General features: G+C 66.0%; 17 protein-coding genes and 2 pseudogenes. 8 read left to right on the top strand and 11 right to left on the bottom strand.

The window, feature by feature from the left end:
- Positions 1 to 655: 655 nt before the first annotated feature.
- Both MKK63_RS18745 and MKK63_RS18750 read left to right on the top strand, forming a co-directional pair.
- Positions 656 to 1177 carry a sigma-70 family RNA polymerase sigma factor gene (locus MKK63_RS18745; protein WP_244004439.1) on the top strand — a complete coding sequence of 174 codons (522 nt, stop codon included), beginning with the start codon at positions 656 to 658 and terminating at the stop codon, positions 1175 to 1177.
- A gap of 79 nt (positions 1178 to 1256) precedes the next feature.
- Entirely contained in the window at positions 1257 to 2240 is a 984-nt protein-coding gene (locus tag MKK63_RS18750; protein ID WP_244004441.1) for a FecR family protein, read from the top strand.
- 64 nt (positions 2241 to 2304) lie between these two features.
- Here the strand turns inward: MKK63_RS18750 and MKK63_RS18755 are convergent.
- The 4 genes and pseudogenes from MKK63_RS18755 to MKK63_RS18770 form a co-directional block, all read right to left on the bottom strand.
- Positions 2305 to 2636, bottom strand: a pseudogene (locus tag MKK63_RS18755) (thioredoxin family protein).
- Positions 2633 to 4402, bottom strand: coding sequence for an ABC transporter ATP-binding protein/permease (locus MKK63_RS18760; protein ID WP_244004445.1), 1770 nt, complete (start codon positions 4400 to 4402; stop codon positions 2633 to 2635). Before MKK63_RS18760 ends, MKK63_RS18755 begins: the two are co-directional and overlap by 4 nt.
- Positions 4403 to 4425: 23 nt before the next feature.
- Complete coding sequence (locus MKK63_RS18765) at positions 4426 to 5337, bottom strand: hypothetical protein (protein ID WP_244004447.1); 912 nt, start codon at positions 5335 to 5337, stop codon at positions 4426 to 4428.
- Positions 5338 to 5452: 115 nt separating this feature from the next.
- The gene (locus MKK63_RS18770) at positions 5453 to 7825 is read right to left on the bottom strand and encodes a TonB-dependent siderophore receptor (RefSeq protein WP_244004449.1); all 2373 of its coding nucleotides are present in this window, start codon (positions 7823 to 7825) and stop codon (positions 5453 to 5455) included.
- An 808-nt stretch (positions 7826 to 8633) separates the two neighbouring features.
- Here MKK63_RS18770 and MKK63_RS18780 point away from each other — a divergent pair.
- A pseudogene (locus MKK63_RS18780) lies at positions 8634 to 9337 on the top strand (IS5 family transposase).
- 375 nt (positions 9338 to 9712) lie between these two features.
- Here MKK63_RS18780 and MKK63_RS31995 read toward each other — a convergent pair.
- The gene (locus MKK63_RS31995; protein ID WP_313901778.1) at positions 9713 to 9862 is read right to left on the bottom strand and encodes a hypothetical protein; all 150 of its coding nucleotides are present in this window, start codon (positions 9860 to 9862) and stop codon (positions 9713 to 9715) included.
- A gap of 113 nt (positions 9863 to 9975) precedes the next feature.
- On the opposite strand from MKK63_RS31995, the gene MKK63_RS18790 reads away from it, so the two are divergent.
- On the top strand, positions 9976 to 10137 hold the full coding sequence (locus tag MKK63_RS18790; RefSeq protein ID WP_244004465.1) for a hypothetical protein: 162 nt from the start codon (positions 9976 to 9978) through the stop codon (positions 10135 to 10137).
- Here the strand turns inward: MKK63_RS18790 and MKK63_RS18795 are convergent.
- The 3 genes from MKK63_RS18795 to MKK63_RS18805 form a co-directional block, all read right to left on the bottom strand.
- The gene (locus MKK63_RS18795; protein WP_244004451.1) at positions 10127 to 11233 is read right to left on the bottom strand and encodes a nickel/cobalt efflux transporter; all 1107 of its coding nucleotides are present in this window, start codon (positions 11231 to 11233) and stop codon (positions 10127 to 10129) included. The genes MKK63_RS18790 and MKK63_RS18795 overlap by 11 nt on opposite strands.
- A 12-nt stretch (positions 11234 to 11245) precedes the next feature.
- The gene (locus MKK63_RS18800) at positions 11246 to 11518 is read right to left on the bottom strand and encodes a metal/formaldehyde-sensitive transcriptional repressor (protein ID WP_244004453.1); all 273 of its coding nucleotides are present in this window, start codon (positions 11516 to 11518) and stop codon (positions 11246 to 11248) included.
- 153 nt (positions 11519 to 11671) lie between these two features.
- Positions 11672 to 12514, bottom strand: coding sequence for a helix-turn-helix transcriptional regulator (locus MKK63_RS18805; RefSeq protein ID WP_244004455.1), 843 nt, complete (start codon positions 12512 to 12514; stop codon positions 11672 to 11674).
- Between the two features lie 347 nt (positions 12515 to 12861).
- On the opposite strand from MKK63_RS18805, the gene MKK63_RS32255 reads away from it, so the two are divergent.
- Both MKK63_RS32255 and MKK63_RS18820 read left to right on the top strand, forming a co-directional pair.
- Positions 12862 to 13686, top strand: a complete 825-nt coding sequence (locus MKK63_RS32255; protein ID WP_409564532.1) for a TonB-dependent receptor plug domain-containing protein — start codon at positions 12862 to 12864, stop codon at positions 13684 to 13686.
- Positions 13665 to 14153, top strand: a complete 489-nt coding sequence (locus tag MKK63_RS18820; protein WP_244004457.1) for a hypothetical protein — start codon at positions 13665 to 13667, stop codon at positions 14151 to 14153. The genes MKK63_RS32255 and MKK63_RS18820 overlap by 22 nt, the downstream gene beginning before the upstream one ends.
- Before the next feature lie 507 nt (positions 14154 to 14660).
- Here MKK63_RS18820 and MKK63_RS18825 read toward each other — a convergent pair.
- The 3 genes from MKK63_RS18825 to rsgA all read right to left on the bottom strand — a co-directional run bounded on the left by MKK63_RS18825 (position 14661) and on the right by rsgA (position 18166).
- Complete coding sequence (locus MKK63_RS18825; protein ID WP_244004459.1) at positions 14661 to 15548, bottom strand: B12-binding domain-containing protein; 888 nt, start codon at positions 15546 to 15548, stop codon at positions 14661 to 14663.
- A 122-nt stretch (positions 15549 to 15670) separates the two neighbouring features.
- A complete protein-coding gene (locus MKK63_RS18830) occupies positions 15671 to 16153 on the bottom strand; it encodes a BLUF domain-containing protein (RefSeq protein WP_244004461.1) in 483 nt (160 codons plus the stop codon).
- A 978-nt stretch (positions 16154 to 17131) separates the two neighbouring features.
- A complete protein-coding gene (rsgA, locus tag MKK63_RS18835; protein WP_244004463.1) occupies positions 17132 to 18166 on the bottom strand; it encodes a ribosome small subunit-dependent GTPase A in 1035 nt (344 codons plus the stop codon).
- Between the two features lie 396 nt (positions 18167 to 18562).
- Between rsgA and groES the strand changes: the two genes are divergently transcribed.
- Positions 18563 to 18850, top strand: a complete 288-nt coding sequence (gene groES / locus MKK63_RS18840) for a co-chaperone GroES (RefSeq protein WP_243920647.1) — start codon at positions 18563 to 18565, stop codon at positions 18848 to 18850.
- A gap of 99 nt (positions 18851 to 18949) precedes the next feature.
- The coding region (locus tag MKK63_RS18845) for a TCP-1/cpn60 chaperonin family protein (RefSeq protein WP_279574747.1) at positions 18950 to 19546 on the top strand (597 nt) is incomplete at its 3' end.

The raw sequence follows: 19546 nt of genomic DNA on the forward strand, positions 1-19546 counted from the left end.
GAGATCCTACCGGCTTGAGCCTCATGGTCGGCGATAAACGATGAAGGGGCCCGATCGGGCCCCTTCATCGTTCAAGCTGCGGCCGCCATTGGCCTGGTTTTACTCCGCCACAGCGGCCTGGAATTGGTCCGCCCTTTACACCTCGACCCGACAGGGTGAATCACTCCACGCTTGCCGAAGGATCTGTGTTGAAGCGTCGACCCGCGGCATTTCCCCGGAGTCGGTCGACCGGGCGGGAGCCCCGACAAAAGTGGGTGCGCCTCGCAGGATCCCCCGCGCGGACAGCCCGCAGGATCGGCACGGGAGCGACGGCGAAGCTTTCTAAGCTCTGCTGTAAGTTCTTCCTCAATATCTCTCGTACGAACCCGAGATAAAACCGCATTCATGATATAAGAGTTGGATCAATGACCCGCTTCCGTGCTCCTCACCCGCAATCTATCCTCGTGCCTGATCCCCCGCGAAGAGATCAGCGTTAAATTTTCAGGGTGTCTGCGTAAAAAATTCTCCCGATGCCGAACATATGAAAAGCTTGTGCTCGGAATTTAAGCGCGTTCGGAATGGATCCAGACTGCATGCCAGCTAAGATGCGAGTCGCAAACGCGGGGTGAACCCGCGTGATCTTAAGACAGGCAGGCTCAGGGTCTTTGAGGGCGCCATGATGGGGGCTACGGCACTTCACAAAAACGCATCCGTTCTCGATCTCTTGTTTAGAGAACACAACCAATGGTTGACGCGGTGGTTAAATCGGCAGCGCTGGACCGTCGCGGCCTCGGACGACCTGACGGCGGATGTCTTCATCGCCTTGTTGCAGTTGCCCGATCTGGAGCGGGTCCGGCAGCCGCGCGCGATGATGAACACCATCGCGCGGCGGCTGATCTGCGACGCGCGGCGCCGCAGCGATCTCCGGCTGGCCTACGAGGCCGAGCTGGCGGCGATGCCGGAAGCGGTCGAGATATCCGCGGAGGACCGGCTGATCCTCGCGCAAGCACTCCAAGCCATCGACACCATGCTGGCGCGCCTCTCACAGAAGGCCCGTGCGGCATTCCTCATGAGTCAGATCGACGGCCTGCCCTATGCGGAGATCGCCGCGGAGCTGAAGGTCTCGGTAAGCATGGTGCGCAAGTACGTTGCGCAGGGGCTGCGCGCCGCCTACGAGGCGCAGATGCGCCAAGAGTAACCGGGGTATCTGTGGTGACCGGGTTGGCTGTGATCAAGGTGAGCGTGAGCACGTCGAGCGGATCGTACGGAGATCGGGGATGACAAGATCCGCCAACCACGACGATGAGCCGGGCGAGGCCGCGATCGGCTGGATGGTCGAGCTGTGTTCCGGAGTGACCTCCGAACGTCAGAAGCGGGCCTTCGAATCGTGGCTCGCGGCCGACTCGCGCCATGTGGAAGCGTGGGCGCAATTGCAGAGGGGCCTCGCACCCTGTGGGCTCGCGGCCGAGCAGAAGCTGCCGGCGGGCCAGCTGAGGCAGCAGCTCGTCGAGCGGCGACCCGATCGGCGCGCCGTGCTCGCCGGCCTGATGGCCGCGCTGGGTCTCGGGACAGCCGGCGCGGTGGTAACGGACCGGTTCGTGCCGCTCGGCAGCCTCCTCGCCGATCACGTGACGCGGACCGCCGAGCAGACCCGTGTACACCTCGACGACGGCAGCGAGGTCGTGATGGCACCACGCACCGCCCTCGACATCGCTTACGCGCCTGGCCGGCGGGGTATCCGCCTGATCGAGGGCGAGGTTCTCCTGCTGGTCGCGTCCCGGGCCGCGCCGTTCCGGTTCGACGCGGGGGCGCTCCGCCTCACGGCCACATCCGGCCGCTTCCTGATCGAGAAGCGACCGGACAGTCTCGCGGCGACGGGGCTCGAGGGGACGGGGCAGATCGCCTTCGCAACGCAGGCCTCGGGCCCTATCGGACGGGGCGAGCGCATCGGCCTTCGGGCGGGCCAGCCCGATCGGCAGCCGGTGGAGGTCGAGGACGCCGCGGCCTGGCTCGATGGACTCTTGGTGGCGAAGAACCGCCCGGTCGCGGCGATCGTCGACGGTCTGCGTCCCTATTTCCCGGGCGTCATTCGCCTCGATCCGGCCGTGGCGGAGATCCGCGCCACCGGCGTGTTCCCGCTGCGGCGCCCGGACGACGCCCTCGACATCCTGGGTGCTTCCCTCAACCTGTCGGTCACCCGGGTGGCGCATTATTGGGTGGCGATCGGGCCGGGCGCGCCCGGAGACGCCCGACCCGGCTGAAGCCGGTGTTTTGTCGGGCCTGCTTGCGCCGAACCGGCTTCCAATCCGGGAGCAAGCACGCGAATCACTGGGCCGGGTCGAGATGCCCGTCGATGAAGGCGCAGACCCGGGTCTTCGACATGACGCCGGAAACGCGCCCGACCTCCGCGCCACCACGGAACAGGACCAGGAGCGGGATGCCGCGGACCGCCAGCCGCTCGGCGATCGCCGGATCGGCCTCGATGTCCGCCGCCCGCACTGCGATCTCGCCCGCGTACTCGGCCGCGACCTCCTCGATGATGGGTTCATCGCCCGGCAGGGGCCGCACCAGGGCGCCCAGAGCTTGAGGAGCACCGGTGCTGCGGCATCGAGAATCTCGGCTTGGAAGGTGGCATCGGTCACGGAGGCTACAGTCATGCGGCTTTCTCGCGCGCGTCGTTCGACTCGCCGAGGACGAGCCGGTGGGTGTGGAAGTCATCGAGCACGTCGGAATGTGCGACGCTGATCAGGGTCAGGCCCGGCAGCGCGTCGAGCAGCAGCGCGTACATGGCCCGCGCGTTCGACGGATCGAGGGCGCTGGTCGCCTCGTCCAGCAGGATCAGCGCCGGACGCAGCAGCAGGGGGCGCAGAAAGGCGAGGCGCTGCTGCTCCCCCGGCGAGAGGTGCTGGTCCCACTCGGCGGCGCGGTCGAGATCCGCCGCCCGATCCGCGAGCCCAATGCGCCCGAGGAGGTCGCGCAGCACCGCGTCCGGCACCGGATCGGGCGACGGGTAGGTGATCGCCTCCCGTAGGGATCCGATCGGCAGGTAGGGCACCTGCGGCATGAACAGGGTCGCCGCCCGCGGCGGCATGGTCAGCCGGCCTGTCGTCTCCGGCCAGATCCCGGCGAGCGTCCGCAGCAGGGTGCTCTTGCCGATGCCCGAGGGGCCGCGGATCAGCCAGCGCTGCCCGGGTGCCACCTGCCAGGCCGGCAGGCTGAGGAGCGGCGCGCCGCCGGGTCTACCGATCGTCAGCGCCTCGACCTCCAGCGCGGCGGCCTCGGCCCGGGGTGGGCCGGGATCCGGCCGGGACGGGACGGCGTCCAGCACGGCATCGAAGGCGCGCAGGCGGCGGATCGTGCCGCGCAGGACCTGGATCGTCGCGGCGGCCTCGGCGAAATACGCGATCGCCCCGTGGAACTGCTCCATCGACCGCTGGGTCTGGAACAGGTCGCCGAGGGACAGTTCGCCGGCGACGTAGCGCGGCAGGATCAGCAGCAACGGGAACAGGCTGTTGACCTGGCCGATCGTGGCGTTCGTGACCTGGATCTTCACGGTCTGGCCGATCTGGGCGAAGAAGTTCGTGCGGATCGCCGCGAATCGCGCGGTCAGGGCCGCCTGCTCGGCCGCCTCGCCACGCAGCAGCGCCACCTGCTCCGCGGAGCGGCGGACCTGGATCAGCTTGAAGCGGAAATCGGCGGCGCGATGCTGCCCCTCCGCGACGAGGCGCGGCAGCCTACGCCCGGCACCCAGCACCGCGGCCGTGTGCAGGATCGTCCAGGCCACCGTCGCCCAGAGCAGCAGGCCGGGGATGTGCAGGCTCACGGGTCCCAGGGTGATCGCGCCGGCGCCCGACGCCGACCACAAGATGATCCCGAAGGTGATCCCCATCGAGGCGACCTGGATCAGCGCGAAGACGAGCAGAACCATGGTCTTCGTAAAGGCCTGGACATCCTCGGCGATGCGCTGGTCCGGGTTGTCAAGGAGATCGCGGCGCTGGGTCTCGTAATAGGCGCCGCTCTGCAGCCAGCGCGCCACGTAGCGGCCGGTCAGCCACTGGCGCCACTCGAACGCGATGGTTTCGGGCACCGAGAAGGCGATCACCGTCTGAACAATGGCGGCGCCCAGCACGATGGCGAGCAGGCCCAGCACCCCGGGCAGCCGGTCCAGCGCCCGTTCGGCCAGCATGTCGTAGAGCGCCTTGGTGTAACGGGTGCTCAGGACACTCGTGTAGACCATGAGACTCTGGGCGGCGAGGTTCACCCCCACGAGCGCCCAGGCCCGGAGAGCGCTGCGGGTGATCCAGAACGCGAACGTCAAACGGCCGAAATGGCGGAGCTTCGCCAAAAGCAGGATCTGGGTCGGGATCGCGGGTCCGGGCGCCCCCGCGCCCAGCTCCGGTTTTCCGGCGTCGTTCGACTGCACGGGGCTTGTTCTCGGCGGTCGCGTCATGCCGCCGCCGCGCCCGGCGGCCGGGCCGCAGCGAGGTAATCGAGGCAGCGCCGTGCGAGATCGCGGACCGCTTGGAAATAGGCCGCGTTGGCGGCGGCGAGTTGCATGGCGAACCGCCGGGCGAGTTCCGGCTCGCGCGCGTGGAAGAGCGGCGGGAAGGCGAACGCCTCGGGTTGCCCCCCCGCCGCCAGGCTCTCGCTCCGGCAGGCCTGGAAGCAGCGTTCGACGGCGGCGTCGTCCGCCGCCGTCCAGCCGGTCGCCGCCGACGCGGCGTGGGCCGCGATCTCGAGCCAAGCCATCGCGACCTCCTGGAGGATCGAGGAGGAGGCAGCCGGGTCCCAGGCCACCGCTTCGACCAGCCGGCCGAAGCGCTGTCCGGCCGGCTCCCGGGCGGCATCGGTCGCCGTCACGGCCGCCGCCCGGGCCGCGCGCCACGCGGTGGCTCCCGGCCGGTGGCCCGCCAACGCGGCGCGATGCAAGGCCTCGATGCGGTCACGAGCGGCGATGATCTCCGGCTCGTCTCCAGCGTGCGCGGACGCCTCGTCCAGCAACGCGCACAGGATGAGACCGGGCACGTTCGTCAGGTCGGCCCCTGGCGTCACGCCCATGAGCATGGCCCGCGCGAGATCGGCGGCCTCGCCCGCTTTGGAGCCACGCTCCTCGTCTCCGCAACGTGGACAAAGGAAGTCGAGGAGCGGCATCAGGGAGGAGGGAAAGCCCGTCGCCCGCGCGAAATCCGCCGGATCGTTCGAACCGGCGATGCAGCCGGCGGGCGTCCCGCCCACCCCGGTCCAGCTCGGACCGGATGGCGTGACTGTTCCGGCGTCGCGGTGTTCGTCAAGGCGCGCGAGCAATGCGGACTTTCGCGCGGCGTCGCCGCCGAAGGCGAGACAAGGAGGGATCGACATGACGGAGGATCCTGGGATCGGAAATCAAACGCTCGACGGCCCACGGGGACATGCTGGCTGCAAGTCCCCGCGGATCCGGGGTCGTGCCCTCGGCGCGCGGGGCGCCGGCGATTGGTCAGAACTTGATCCGGGCCTGAGCCATGATCAGGCGCCCTTGACCAACCGGAATGAATTGTGGGACCTGCGTCGGCTCATAATAGTAATGATCGAATACGTTCTTGACGTTGAGCGAGACGCTGATGTTGTCTTTCGCATAACCCACCATCGCGTCGACGGTCACGTATCCAGGGATCCGCGAATTGCCCTGTTTCGGGCCGAAGCTGCTGTAGGTCCCGGGGACCGCCTCGGTCCCGCCGCCAAACTGGAATCCTTGAAGCGGACCTTCGTTGAAGGTGTAGACCGCAAACAGCGTTCCCTTGTAGGGCGGAATTCCCGGAAAGACTTCTCCGGGTTTAGCGCCCTGGGCACGGATCAGTGTGCGTCCAACGCCGGCGATCAGGCTGATGTTGTCGGTCAGTTGTCCCTGGACGTCCAATTCGAGTCCGTTCGATGAGCTGCCCGGTCCGAGAACGTTCCCACCCTTTGATCGATCATAGATAAGCACGTTGCTGTACTGATTTTCAAAACGAGACGCTGTCACGGTTAACCGGTCGTCGAGCAAGTTGAATTTAAGGCCGTACTCGCTAAGATTGACGAATTGCGGCGGGGCCGACTGACCGTTGGCGAGAACACCTTGATTCGGGGTGAAGCCCGTACCCATCGTTCCGTAGACGCTCATCCACTTGGTGATATCAAAAACAGCACCGCCATTGTAAGTCAGCGCGGGCTGGTCTGCTTTATCCACCGTTCTGCTCAACGTATGGGAGGTCTTGGATCGGTAGAAATCCTGTCTGACCGATCCGAGAACATGAAGGCGATCGAATAAATCGATCTTGTTCTGAAAAGCGATACCGATATCGTCGAAATTGACATATGACTTGTTATGATAGCCGTAGCGGGATGGCAAAGGTAGCACGGCTGGCGGCATCCGAGCGTCGAAGCGCAGCTTTGGAAATGTAATAAGATTCAAGACTGACAAAGAGTCTGTTGTATAATCAATACCAAATCTCATCGTGTTCTTATAATCATCCAGGGTGTGAACCACGATAAGATCTGATTGGGTGACCAGTTTCCGTTCGGTCTGAGACATATAGCTTCCGATCGGCGACACGATCGTGGGACCGGTCATGCTGGGTGCGAAAATATAGCCGACAGACGTGTAGTTATTCGAGAAATACGCGGAGCGGTTGCGAACGGTGAAATCGAATGTCCCGAACCGGTCTGTAACGACCGATCCGAGCTTGTGCTCGAAATCGAGGTAGGGATTGAGGCTTCGGAATGATGCACCGGCGTCGGGTGTGCCAATCGGCCTTTCGCGTGAGACCCGGATCGGGCGCCAGTTGAGCGCATAATTGCCGACCGTGATCGGCGAGAGCCCGACGATCTGATCGGCGTAACGAACGCCGGCCGTCACGGTCGTATCACCGTCATCCCACCGGACTTTCGGCGAGATCAGCCCATCATGAGGAGACCTGTCGCCGCCCGGCGCCGTATCGGCGGTGTTGCCCGAGACGTTGATGCGATAGGTCAGGTTCTCGGTCCCTTCGACAGGGCCGCCCAGGTCGAAGGCGAGCGTTCGGTAGAAGCGGCTGCCGAGATAGAGCGCCGCCTCGCGGATCGGTTCGGCGCTGGGCATCTTGGGGATGATGTTGATGCCGCCACCTGGGAGGCTCACGCCCGTGAGGTCGGTGGTCGGTCCCTTGATAACATCGACGCGCTCGACATCCTCAATCGGCACGTTGATTCCGCGCGGCCCGATGCGACCGCCGATCATCACGTTCTGTACGTCGAAACCGCGGACGCTGTAGCTTGCGACGCCCTGCCCCTGACCTGCGCCGTTACTGACCGTGACGTTGCTGACGTTGCGGGCCGCATCTAGGATCGAAGTCAGCCCCTGTGCCTGGATCACGTCCTTGGTGACGCCGACCACCGAGCGCGGGTTCTCCTTAAGCGGGATGTTAAGGCGATCGGACGTGCTGGTGGTGCCGGCGGCGAAGCCGCGGTCCCCCGTCCCGCTCACGAGGTCGGCTACGTCGATGACGGCGAGCGTGTTGCCGCCCGGCGCCGGAGCGGCTGGGGCGGCGGCCTGCGTCCGCCGGATGATCAGGCCGCCATGCGAACTGGCGACCGCCGTCAGCCCAGTGCCGGCCAGGGCACGGGCAACCGCCTCGCCGACGCTCATCGGTCCGACGATCGGCCCGGTCGTGCGGCCGCGGGTCAAGTCGGCAGGGAAGGAGATCGCCTGCCCGCTGGCCCGCCCGATCTGCGCCAGCGCGCTACCGAGATCGCCCGCCGGGATGTTGAAGTCGATCTGGCTCTGGGCATAGGCCGGCGTTGCGAGCGGCAGCAGCAGCGCCGACGCAGCAGTGGACAAGAGGATGGCGAGCATCGTCCCGCGCCCGCACGATCGATAGCGCCACCCCTTGCCGTGCCCATTCGACAACGCCACCGTCTTTGTCATTGTAGCCCCGCCCGGGACGCGGCTCTCTCCGCGCTCACCTTCCCTGTCGGTCGAGCAGCCGAAAGCGTCAGTTCAGGCGCGAGTTTCTAACCGCAGCGCCGGTACGACTCCGCTGCGCCCTGGGATTGCCCCGGTTTGGTGGCTCTTGCTCACTTTGCGTGGATCAGACGGCGTGGACCATGCGACGCTGTGAGAGATCGAAACCTGCCCACCCGTAGCTACGGCCTGTACGGATTCGATAAGCCCCGGGTTTAGACCCAAATTTCAATTGTCGATCGCTTCGAAGCCAAGGACGAGACCCAGTCGATTTTCACGACGAACATTCCGGCGAAACAGATCTGTACAGGACGCAGTACCCGTATCTTGTGCGCTTGATCAGCTTGAGTTGGTCGATCTAGTATTATCGCTAATAATTTGATTGGCGCCCTCGAACGGCCGAGGCACCTTCGCTCGCGTTTGGCCGCACGCCTGTCATGACCTCCTTGGTCAAGGAGGCGTTCAAATTCAGAGATCCAGCTTCGCGACGCCGAAGCAAGGCTCTCAGCCGTCGTCGATCAATCCAAACAGGGCAAACCGTCGATCATCACGCGCCATCGCCGGCCTGGGGTGTGAACCGAACCAAGGCGTTGCGTAGGCTACGATTTTGTGATTCAGGGCCGCCGTTTGCAGCTTGGAGGTGTCGATGGCAGACCTGTTCTGGCTCTCGGATGAGCAGTGGGCGGTGATCGAACCGTTCATGCCCCGAGATCAGCCCGGCCCCGAGCGCAAGGACGACCGGCAGATCATCTCCGGCATCCTGCACGTGCTCACCTCCGGCTGCCGCTGGCGCGACTGCCCGGCGGCGTATGGGCCACGCACCACCGTCTACAACCGGTTCAACAGGTGGTCCCGCCGCGGCTTCTGGAAGGCGATGCTCGCCGCGCTGGCCAAGGCCGGATGGGCCGGCGATGCGGCCGCCCTCGATAGCACCTATGTGCGGGCCCACCGCTCGGCCCACGGCGGCAAAGGGGGGCGAAAGCGCAGGCCATCGGGCGCTCGCGCGGCGGCCACACGACCAAGATCCACGCGCTCACCGATGTCCTCGGCCGCCCCGGCGTCCTGCTGCTGACGCCCGGCAACGACAGCGACGTGACGACCGCGCCTGCGGTGTTGGCCGAAGCGCCCGGCCGGATCCGGCGTCTGGCTGCCGACAAGGGCTACGATGCCGACTGGCTGCGCACCGACCTGCGGGCGCAGGGCATCACGCCGGTCATCCCGGGCAAGCGCGGCCGCAAGCGACGCATCCGCCACGACAAGCGGCGCTATCGTGAACGCTGGCGCATCGAGGCCACCTTCAACCGCCTCAAGGACTTCCGCCGCGTCGCCACCCGATACGACAAGCTCGCCCGCAATTACGCCTCAGCCGTCGACCTTGCCGCCGTCATCGCTTTCTGGTGCTGATTGAGTCCAGACCCTAAGGCCGTGCTCCTTAGCTTCGAGGAGTGGCAAAGGCTGTCCCAGGCTCCCGTTCATTGGCAGACTCCTCTTAGCTGCACCTATCACGGACGACGACCTCCCCTCCCCGTCCGGCGGACTCACACGCGCCGGGCTGTGACGCCGTGTATCCCACCGGTACCAACGCCCTTATGGCCGGCGCGGTGACCAAGGCCGTTCTCGCCGTCACGCTGCTCGACTGGATGGAGTGCAACAACGCCAGTCTTTACCTCTGGGTGGTGACCCTCGCCGGAATCGGGAGCGACATCGCGAAACTCGGCGGGTACACAACCTTGCTGCTGCGCGTGGAACACGGATCGGCCGTACCAGAGAGACGCGCCGTCATCGCAGGACGTTCAGCATCGACCACAGCCGGCCTTTGGGCTCTTCGTTGCCGATGCCGACGCTGCAGGTCATGCCGGCAGCCAGCATCACGCCCGGCGGTACCGTGTCGATGTGGAGGCGCACGGGGATGCGCTGCGCCAGCCGCACCCAGGTGAAGACCGGATTGACGCTCGGCAGGCCAAGATGATCCGGGCTGTCGTTCGGATCGGCGATCCCGCGCCCGATGCTGTCGACATGGCCGATGGATCGCCGACCCCGCTTTGGCCCAGGACCGCACCGTCGCCGCCCTCGCCGCACAGATGCGCCGCGACGCCCTGGTGATGACCTATGCCGACGGGTTCTGGTTCGTCGGCGTCGGCCTCGCCCTCAGCCTCGCGCTGATCCTGTTCCTGAGGTGGGCCCCGGCCGCGACTACTGCGTGATCGCGGCGGCCGTCCTGCGCACGCCGTGGAGCCCCTGCCAACCGACATAGCCGGTGTAGAGCCCCACCAGCACGATCAGGCCAGCCGAGGCGTAGGGCGCCCGCGCCGCGAGCGTCGAGAGACCCGGCCAGCGCCCGGCCGCGTGCCGCAGGCCGAGCGCGGCCACAATTCCGGCGGCGACCAGGGTCAGGGCGAGGCCGATCCCGAAGCATAGCACCAGGGCAAAGCCGAGGCTGAGCTGCTTCAACTGCATGCACAGCAGCAGCACGGTGATCGCCGCCGGACAGGGAATCAGCCCGCCCGTGAGGCCGAACAACACGATCTGCCCGGTGGTCACGGTGCGGCCGGCGAAGCGGCGCTGGATGTCGGCCGCGTGGGCGCGGGCATGGGCGTCGTCCGCCTCGCCGAGGTCGAGCGCGCCGGGGTGATCGTGGTCGTGCTCCGCGAAGGCGAGATCGTGCGTCTCCGCGCCGAGGGCGAGGCGGGCCGTGAAGGCGTGCGGCTCGGGGATGGTGTCGCGGCTCTCGAGGTATCCGTCGTGCTCCACGAGGGCGAAATCCTGGCGCGCGCCGTCGGGCCGGATCGTGCTGAGACGCAGCGCCTGCGCGTCGGGCAGCGGCCCGTCCGCGGCCTGGATGCGCCAGCGCGGCGGCACGCCGTCCTCGACGATCGCCAGGGTCAGCGTCCCCGCCCGGGTGGCGATCCGCCGGAGCTCGGACGCGTGGTGGTGATGCGCGTGGTCATGGTGATGGTGGTCCCGCCGGATCTGCCACGCCGTCCAGCCGCCGATCGCCAGGATGAGCGCTCCCGCGATGAGCTGAAGGCGCGCTTCCGCCGCCTCGCCCATCCAGGCCTGCCCGAAGTGCTGGCCGATCAGGGCGACCGCCCAGACTATCGCCGTGTGCGAGAGCGCGGCGCACAGGCCGAGGAGCACCGCCTGCCGCACCGTGCCCCGGATGGCGATGATGAAGGCGGCCATCAGCGTCTTGGAATGGCCGGGTTCGAGGCCGTGCAGCGCGCCGAGCAGGATCGCGGTCGGCACGAACAGCCAAGTGTGCCCGGTGCCCTGCTGAAGGAGTTCGGGAAGGCTGGGCACGGGTGGCTCCTCTCACTTGAGATAGGTGCGGATGAGCGCGATCAGCTCCGTCGCGCCCTGGGCGCGCTCGGCCTCGGTCGGGGGATCCACGACGTGATGGCGGATGTGATCCTCCATCAGTTCGGCGGTCAGGCCGTTGATGGCGCCGCGCATGGAGGCCACGAGCATCAGCACTTCGGCGCATCCGCGCTCGGCCTCCAAGGCCCGCTCCACGGCCTCCACCTGCCCTTTAAGGCGACGGACCCGGCCGAGCAGCTTCGTTTTGTCCTTGATCGTGTGCGACATGGAACGGTGAACCCTATAAGATAGGGGGGTACCCTATGCAAGCAGAAACGGATGAGCCCAGGCTAGCCCGAGGCCGGCCTGGTACAATGCGGCGGCGCTGTGCGGCTGCGGATGAAGGAAACCGCGCCTGCGGCCGAGGCCCCGCCGGCAGGCTCAGCGCAGCCGGGCGAAGCGGGAGGGACTGAGCCCCTTGTTCTCGCGGAAAATCTCTCTGAAATGGCTGAGGTTCCCGAACCCGATCGACACGGCCGCATCGGCCACGCTGACGCCCTGCCGGATGAGTCGGGCCGCCGCGTCGAGGCGGAGCGCCGTCAGATAGGCGTGGACCGGCTGACCGACGAGGTCGCGGAACCCGTGTTTGAGCTGCTTCTCGTTGATGCCGACCTTGCGTGCCAGGCGCTCGATGGTCCAGCCGTTCCGGAAGTCGCGGTCGAGGATCGCCCGGGCCCGGAGCAGCCGCTCCCGCCCCTGCGGCCAGGGCGCGCGCCGCCCCCGCGGCACACCGTCGAGGGCGTCGAGGGCCACGCCCAGGGCTTCGACCGCCTTGCCGTGCAGGAAGAGGCGGCGGCCCGGCGCGCCGGAGGCCGGCATCCGGGCGATGTCGTTGGCGATCTGAAGCAGCGAAGCGGGCGCGGGAAAGCCCGAGCGGAAGACCCCACCGCCCGCGGCGCGGCTTTCCGCGAGGCCCGACAGGCGCGCATCGCCCGCCCGGATCAGGAACCCCTCCTCAAAGCGTAGATCCACCACCCTGACGCGCTGGCCGCCGCGGATCAGGTCCTCGCCCGAGGCGGGACCGCGGCAGGCGTAGAGCAGTGCGGTGCCGGCCTCCGCGTCGACTAGCGGCAGGCCGTCGACGCGCAGCCGGCCACTGCCCTCCAGCACGACGCTCAGGGAGAAGGTCGCCGCGCCGGTCAGATCGACCGTGATGTCGCGATCGAGGAACGCGTCCACGATCACGACCGCGATGTCGGCGGCAACCGACTCGATCCGCGCCATCTCCAACCAGCCCAGCCGGGCCGGGCCAGTCCCTCCGCGATCGCATCCTGCCAGGACGGGGGCGGAACGGGGGCCGCGAGGGCGCTGTGTGGATTCGACAACGCGCCCTACCGATCCTCCGCAAGCTTTGATTTTGTGCCGATGGCGTCAATGCCAGACCCGAAAGTGGCAGACAAGATATTCTGAAACCTTGATGACGCACGACGTAGTTTTTCCGGCGTAGTAGTAGTTTAGAAATGCTGTCAATAAGACTAATTGCGTCCGGGTCCGCTGCCGTTCTTGCGCTGCTTACCGGAACACCTGCCCTTTCTCGGCCGGAGGGGGAGACGCTCCAGCTCGAAGAGCTTGTGGTCACGTCGAACAAGCGCGAGCAGCGCCTCGATCGGGTCGACAGCGCCGTCTCCGTGGCGACCGAGGCGCGGCTGGCCGACAATGACGTCCGCGACGTCGGCGACCTGCATAAGGTGCTGCCCAACACGGTCATCGCGAACCGGGGCAACAGGGCCTACGCCAACTTCACGCTTCGCGGCATCGCCGCGCCGAATTTCTACAATCCGGCCGTCCAGGTCTATGTCGATGGCGTGCCGCAGGCCTCGGCCAACCTCGCGCAGGATCTGTTCGACGTGAGCCGGGTCGAACTGCTGCGCGGGCCGCAGGGGACGCTCTACGGGATGAACGCCTTTGCGTACGTGCTCAACATCATCACCGAGAAGCCGCGCGTCGACCGGGTCGACGTCTTCGCCACGGCCTCCGAGCGCCTGTTCGAGATCGGCACCGCGACGACGCGGGTGCTCGTCCCCGACACCCTGTTCCTCGATCTCGGTCTCAAGGAGCGCTATGGCACCGGCCAGATCCGATCAACGATCGCGAGATCCAACGCGCGCTCGGCGCGCTGGCCCGCGGACGGACGGTGCTGGTCATCGCCCATCGCCTCGCCTCCATCGTGGATGCCGACCGGATCGTGGTGCTGGACCAGGGCCGGATCGTCGAAAGCGGCGACAACGCCGCGCTGCTCGCCCGGGGCGGCCGCTACGCCCGCTTCTGGGCCCTCCAGAACCCCGATGCGCCGGGCGTCGGCGACGTTGCGAGAGCGCCGATGCCGTCAGCTCCTGAGACATCCCAGGCCGCGGGCGCTGCCGGTTCCAGAGCCGTGCCGTGGGGGCGCGACCTGACCACGCGGATCGCGCCGCGGCAGCGGATCCGTTACCAGGTCGGGCTCACCGTGATGGCGGCGGATACCGGGCTGGCCGGTCTGCCGCTCTTGACCGCAGCCTGGGTGATCCACGGGCCGGCCGGCGGTACCTGGACGGATGGGCAATCCCGGATCGCCGGGGCGCTGGTGGCGGGCACCTTCCTCGCCCGTCTCGTGGTGATGCCCATTGGCTTCGTCCGCGGGTTCGAATCCGGCTACCACGCGGTCGCCGGCCTGCGGCTCGCCGTGTTCGCGCATCTGCGCCGCCTCGGCCTCGGCGCCCTGTCGCGGATCGGCGCGGGCGGCCCGTCCGATCTCGTCACGAACCGCTTCCGCTGGATCGAAGAAGAGGCGGGCTACGGGTTCGGCCGGCAGATCCGCCAGGGCGCCCTCGCCCTGGTGCTGATCGCGGCGCTGACGATCCGGCACCATACACCTAGGTCATGATCTCATCATTCCGGTCGATCGAACACCCGCCCGTCGCGGAGGATCCCTCGGACCCCCGATGATGCGGATCCTGGGTGAAACGTCCGATGCCCTGCGTGGGTGGCCTCTGCTGCTTGCACACGGCCCGGCGGACCCTCCCAGCCTCGTTTTTCCTCTCGAAGATGAGAACGACAAGTTTTCAAAGGACTTGCAGTCCTCTGGCGGCGTTCAGGGGCGGAGCTCCTGCGGTTTGCAGGACGCAGCCCCGCGCCCGCAGAAGATCCCTGACATTTTGAATCCTATATTGAATATTTGCGCTTTAAACCACTTACGGCGCACAAGCGTGTGGGCCTACACCGGCAGCTTCCACGCGTTGCAGCCTCGAAACCGCTCTTGACACTCGATTGACACCGTGGCGCGATAAGCCAACTGGCGGGTGGCGCACACCTGACGAAGAAGCCGCTGGCAAGGCTGACGGGGCATCCCCGTCATCAACTCCCGCAATTGGCCGCCGATGCAAACAAGATCTCACGCCTTGTCATGCTCAAGTGAAAGATCGAGCAGCCGTTGGGCCAGGAGCACCGCCGTCGCCGCGTCCACCGCGGATGCGTCCGCTCCGACCTGATGGACCAAGTCCGGGTTCTGCAGGAACATCGGTCCTCCGACCATCACACCGATGGATCGGTTGCACGACGCCTCGCGCACGGAGCGGATCGCCGTCGCGATGTGATCGACGCGGGTCTCGCTGCTGAGTGTCAGTCCGACGACGCCGAACCATTCGGACGCCACCAAATCGGTGATCTCCTCTGGACTGGATGAGAGGCCAAGGGACACAACCCAGCCGGCCCGCGTCAGAAACTGCTCGACGATCTGCACGCCCAGCGTGTGCTGCTCACCAGGCGCACCCATCAGGAGCAGACGGCGCTTCCCATCGAGCACAGCCATCCCGTCGTCGGCCCGGAAGCGCGCCACGAGATGCTGAAGCCGGGCGACCCCGGTGGTGACTTCGACGAAGTCGCACAGGTCCTCGTCCCACATGCGGCCCAACAGGGCGGCAGAGGGCGCCAGCAGATCGAGAAACAGGCGATCGACAGGATGGCCCGCCGCGACCAGGGCCGAGAAAGCCTCGGTCACAGCCCCGTGGTCCGGCAAGAGCGTGAGGTCGGTGAAGGCCGCGACCTGCCCCGCAGTCGGCTTGAACGCCTGCTTGACGAGTTCGGTCCCCGCTTTGCGGTGGAGGAGAACCAGTTGAGGGATGACTTCTGTCTGGACGACCTGCTCCAGGGCAAGGCAGCGCTCGCGCGCCGCCTCGGCGGTCCGCTTGCGTGCGTATTGCCGACGCGCTTCTGCCGCAGCCTCGCTATCGTAACCGAGGCCGTCGCTCCACAGATGTTCGGACGCACCGAAATCCTGCATCGTCCCCCCCTGGGCGCTCTCGCGTCGACGGCCTTGCTGGTCGCTCGGTCACTGCTCGGCATGAAAAACTCAAATTACGACGATGTAAAGGACGAGCCGGATATCCTACTATCGGACTGTAATCAGCCGGCGATGTCTGCGCCTGCGGCGCCGATGGCGTATCCAACGGATCTTCTTATCCGAGCTTGATTATTTTCGTCCGAGCGCGTGAAAGGGCCCTGAATCGGGTTGCAGCAGGATCCGCTTGAGCGCCGCGGCGTTGTTCTGGTCCTCGGTGCTATCCAGCGCGTCCTGGAGTACCACCCGGAGATCGTCGGCCTCGACCCGCTCCAGCCCCCAAGTCGGATAGAGGCGCTCCCGCTCTGATCCAGCGCGACCAGATCGTAATGCCTCGGGTCGCGATGCAGGCTGGCGATCAGCATCTTCATCTGGGCCGCCGGCCCTTCGATCCACAAAAAAGAGATGCCGCTGCCGAAAACAAAGGCCTCGGTGATGCCACGCGCGACATTGTGGCGCTGGGCCACCTCGACGATGCGGCCGACTTCGGCGTCATCGATACCCTCGGCGGCACGGCTGCAATCAACACAAAGATAGAGGGCGGGCATGTTGGTTCGGCCCGGCTCGGCCCCGCGTGGGATGCCGTATTCTCGAACATGGGGGCGTCCCGCGTAGAGGCCAGACGGGCCGGTCCACTCGGTGCGTCGGCGGTAGGATAGCGCAGCGGACCCAATTGAAAATTGGACTTCATTTAGCGGGCAGGCCCGCGGAGATTTTCGTTCAGCCCGTTGTGGCGCTCACCCTCGACTCGAGCCAGTCGGCTCGTCGCGATCGCTCCTGTGCCTGGAGCAGCGGCAAACGGGATAGACGGCCCGCGGGGCCTACGCGTTTTTCTGAGGTGCATTGTCAGATAGATTGTGCAAAATCGATTTAGCCGGCGTGCCCGGTATGCCCGAGCCAGTGTCTCTCAACGCCCTCGATCCGCTGGCATAGGCATCTGCAACTTAAGGCGGTGATCATCTGTATGGTCCCGTCCGCACCGGACCACTCATCGCGTGTCAGGCTCACCCACCAGTATCGATGAGCCTGATCCGGGGCCGCGGATGTACCGTGTATTCAGCCTCAGCGTCGATGGCCGAGTGGGAGAAAGCCGTACGATCCAGGCTCAAAGCGATGATGACGCGAAAGAAATCGCCGCGGCGCTGCCCAACGGCCATGGGATCGATCTTTGGGAGCGCGCCCGGTACTTAGCCAGCTACCCCCCTCGTAGCGCGGCATATCCTGAGCAAGAGCCGTCGTGATCCAAGACAGATCGGTATTTCGGAAATCAGCTTCGGATCATGAGCGTGCGCCGAGCGATGTTCGCGCGACCGCTTTTCCGCTTGGAAGCGGATAATGGTGAAACCACCCCGTCTGAGACACTGATGCGTGCAAACTGTAGCGGCCGATGCGGGTCAGAAGCCGCCCGCCTGATTCGGAGTTGATGGGACGGTAAGACGGACATTCGATGCCGCACCGGCCCTGTCGTAAAAATCGACTTTGACGCGGCGTCAACGCGAGCAAAGCTTTTGGATCGAGCGGGGTGCCTACCTTGAGGGACGCTGGCGACCGCGTGGCCCAACGGATGTTGGTGTGTTGTCCCGGTTCTCTTCGAAAAGCTTGCGCCACCGGTTCAATCGATCAGGTTCGATCTTGCCTTCGGCGATCGCGGCCGTCACGGCGCAGCCCGGTTCATGGGCGTGGGTGCAGTCACGGTATCGGCACGAGGGCGCGAGCTCGACGATCTCAGCGAATAGGGTTTCGATTCCTTCTGCGGCGCCGCTGAGATGCAACGTTCGCATTCCCGGCGTGTCGATGACCCAGCCGCCACCGGCCATGGCATGCAAGGAACGCGATGTGGTCGTGTGGCGTCCCTTCGCATCATGCTCGCGAATGCCTCCGGTCAGCTGAGCAGGCGCCTGACCTGGGCCCACCAGCGTATTCACCAGAGTGGATTTGCCGACACCGGAGGATCCGACCAGCGCCACGGTTCGCCCCATTCCGCACCACGCAGCGAGCATGTTTGCAGCCGCGGGCAGACGTGGATTGAGGGTCACAACGTCGAGCCCGCGTTGCAACTGGGACGCCTGACGCTGGTAGACGCCCAAATCGTCGGCTGTGTCCGCCTTGGTAAGCAGGAGCACCGGGGTTGTGCCGCCTTGATTGGCCAGAGCCAGATAGCGCTCTAGGCGCGCGGGATTGAAGTCGGCGTTGCAGGAGGTGACGATGAACAGCGTGTCGACATTGGCCGCCGCGGCTTGAAGAATCCGGCTGCCTTCCGTGCGTCGCTCCATCACCGTCCTGCGGCCGAGACGGCGATGCAATGTCTCGGTCTTGGGGTCGACGAGAATCCAATCGCCGACCGTGACGTCGCCCGCGTTGGCACGAACGGTCAGAGTCAACTCAACCGAGCCGGCCTCCGATAGGGCAGTCAGGCGGGACCGGTGAATCGCGGCAACCCGCATCGGGGCGAAATCGGCCTCGTGGGGTTCACGCTGGTCCTCGAAGAAATCGGACCACCCCAGGCTTGCAAGCGATACGGGTTGGAAGGCGGTGGGATGCTCGATCACCGATCGGCCCATGCCATGACATCAAGCGCTTGGCCAGCCCTCTGCTTCGGGCTCCCATCGGATCCAGATGGAACGCGAGGACCGTTCCGCGACAAGGCCTCGCTTGAACATGCCAAGCGAATCGGATGGTCGTACCGATGCGCAGGTCGATCCGAGTCGCACCGAGACGAGCCGACGAAAGCGACCGGTTTGATACCGCCCTGACAGGACTGAGGCGGCGGCAGGGCGCGGCACACCACCCTCTCAAACGCGGGTCTCGACCCTCAGACATGAAATTAGCACTTCTACGATGCGAGTGCTAATGGTGCGCCGATCGAGCGGCCACACACGCTTCAGCGCCGCTACTCTTCCCGCGACAGAGCCCGCCATGTCGGTTGGGCCTCGCTTGGGAACGATCAGGATCTCACGATGAAATTCCGTCCGCTGCACGACCGCGTGGTGCTCCGCCGCATCGAAGGCGAGGAGAAGACCAAGGGTGGCATCATCATCCCCGATACGGTCAAGGAGAAGCCGCAGGAAGGTGAGGTTGTTGCCGTCGGCCCAGGTGCACGAGACGAGGCTGGCAAGATCAACGCGCTCGACGTGAAAGCGGGTGACCGCGTCCTGTTCGGCAAATGGTCCGGCACCGAGGTCAAGATCGACGGGCAGGACCTCCTGATCATGAAGGAATCCGACATCCTGGGCGTCGTCGCCTGAGTTCGGATCAGGCCGCACGGCCTCGATGCGCGATCTGCCCCTTGAGGCGCCCGCCGTGGCGTGCCTCGGGGCCACACGACAGATGATGAAGGCTCCACCATGTCCGCCAAAGACGTTCGCTTTTCAGCCGATGCCCGCGAGAAGATGCTGCGCGGTGTCGAGCTGCTCGCCAGTGCGGTGAAGGTGACGCTCGGCCCGAAGGGCCGCAACGTCGTGATCGAGAAGAGCTTCGGCGCCCCGCGCATCACCAAGGACGGCGTCACCGTTGCCAAGGAGATCGAGCTCGTCGACAAGTTCGAGAATATGGGCGCCCAGATGGTGCGCGAAGTGGCCTCGCGGTCGAGCGACACCGCCGGTGACGGCACCACGACGGCAACCGTGCTGGCCGCGTCCATCGTTCGGGAGGGCGTGAAGTACGTCGCCGCCGGCATGAACCCGATGGACCTGAAGCGCGGCATCGATCTGGCGGTGTCCGCCGTCGTGAAGGATATCGGCGAGCGCTCCCGCAAGGTCGCCTCGTCCGATGAGATCGCCCAGGTCGGCACGATCTCCGCCAACGGCGACACCGAGATCGGCCAGATGATCGCCCACGCGATGCAGAAGGTCGGCAACGAGGGCGTGATCACGGTCGAGGAGGCCAAGACCGCCGAGACCGAGCTCGACGTCGTCGAGGGCATGCAGTTCGACCGCGGCTAC

The sequence above is a fragment of the Methylobacterium sp. J-088 genome, from assembly GCF_022829295.1.
In the GTDB taxonomy this organism is placed as follows: Bacteria; Pseudomonadota; Alphaproteobacteria; order Rhizobiales; family Beijerinckiaceae; genus Methylobacterium.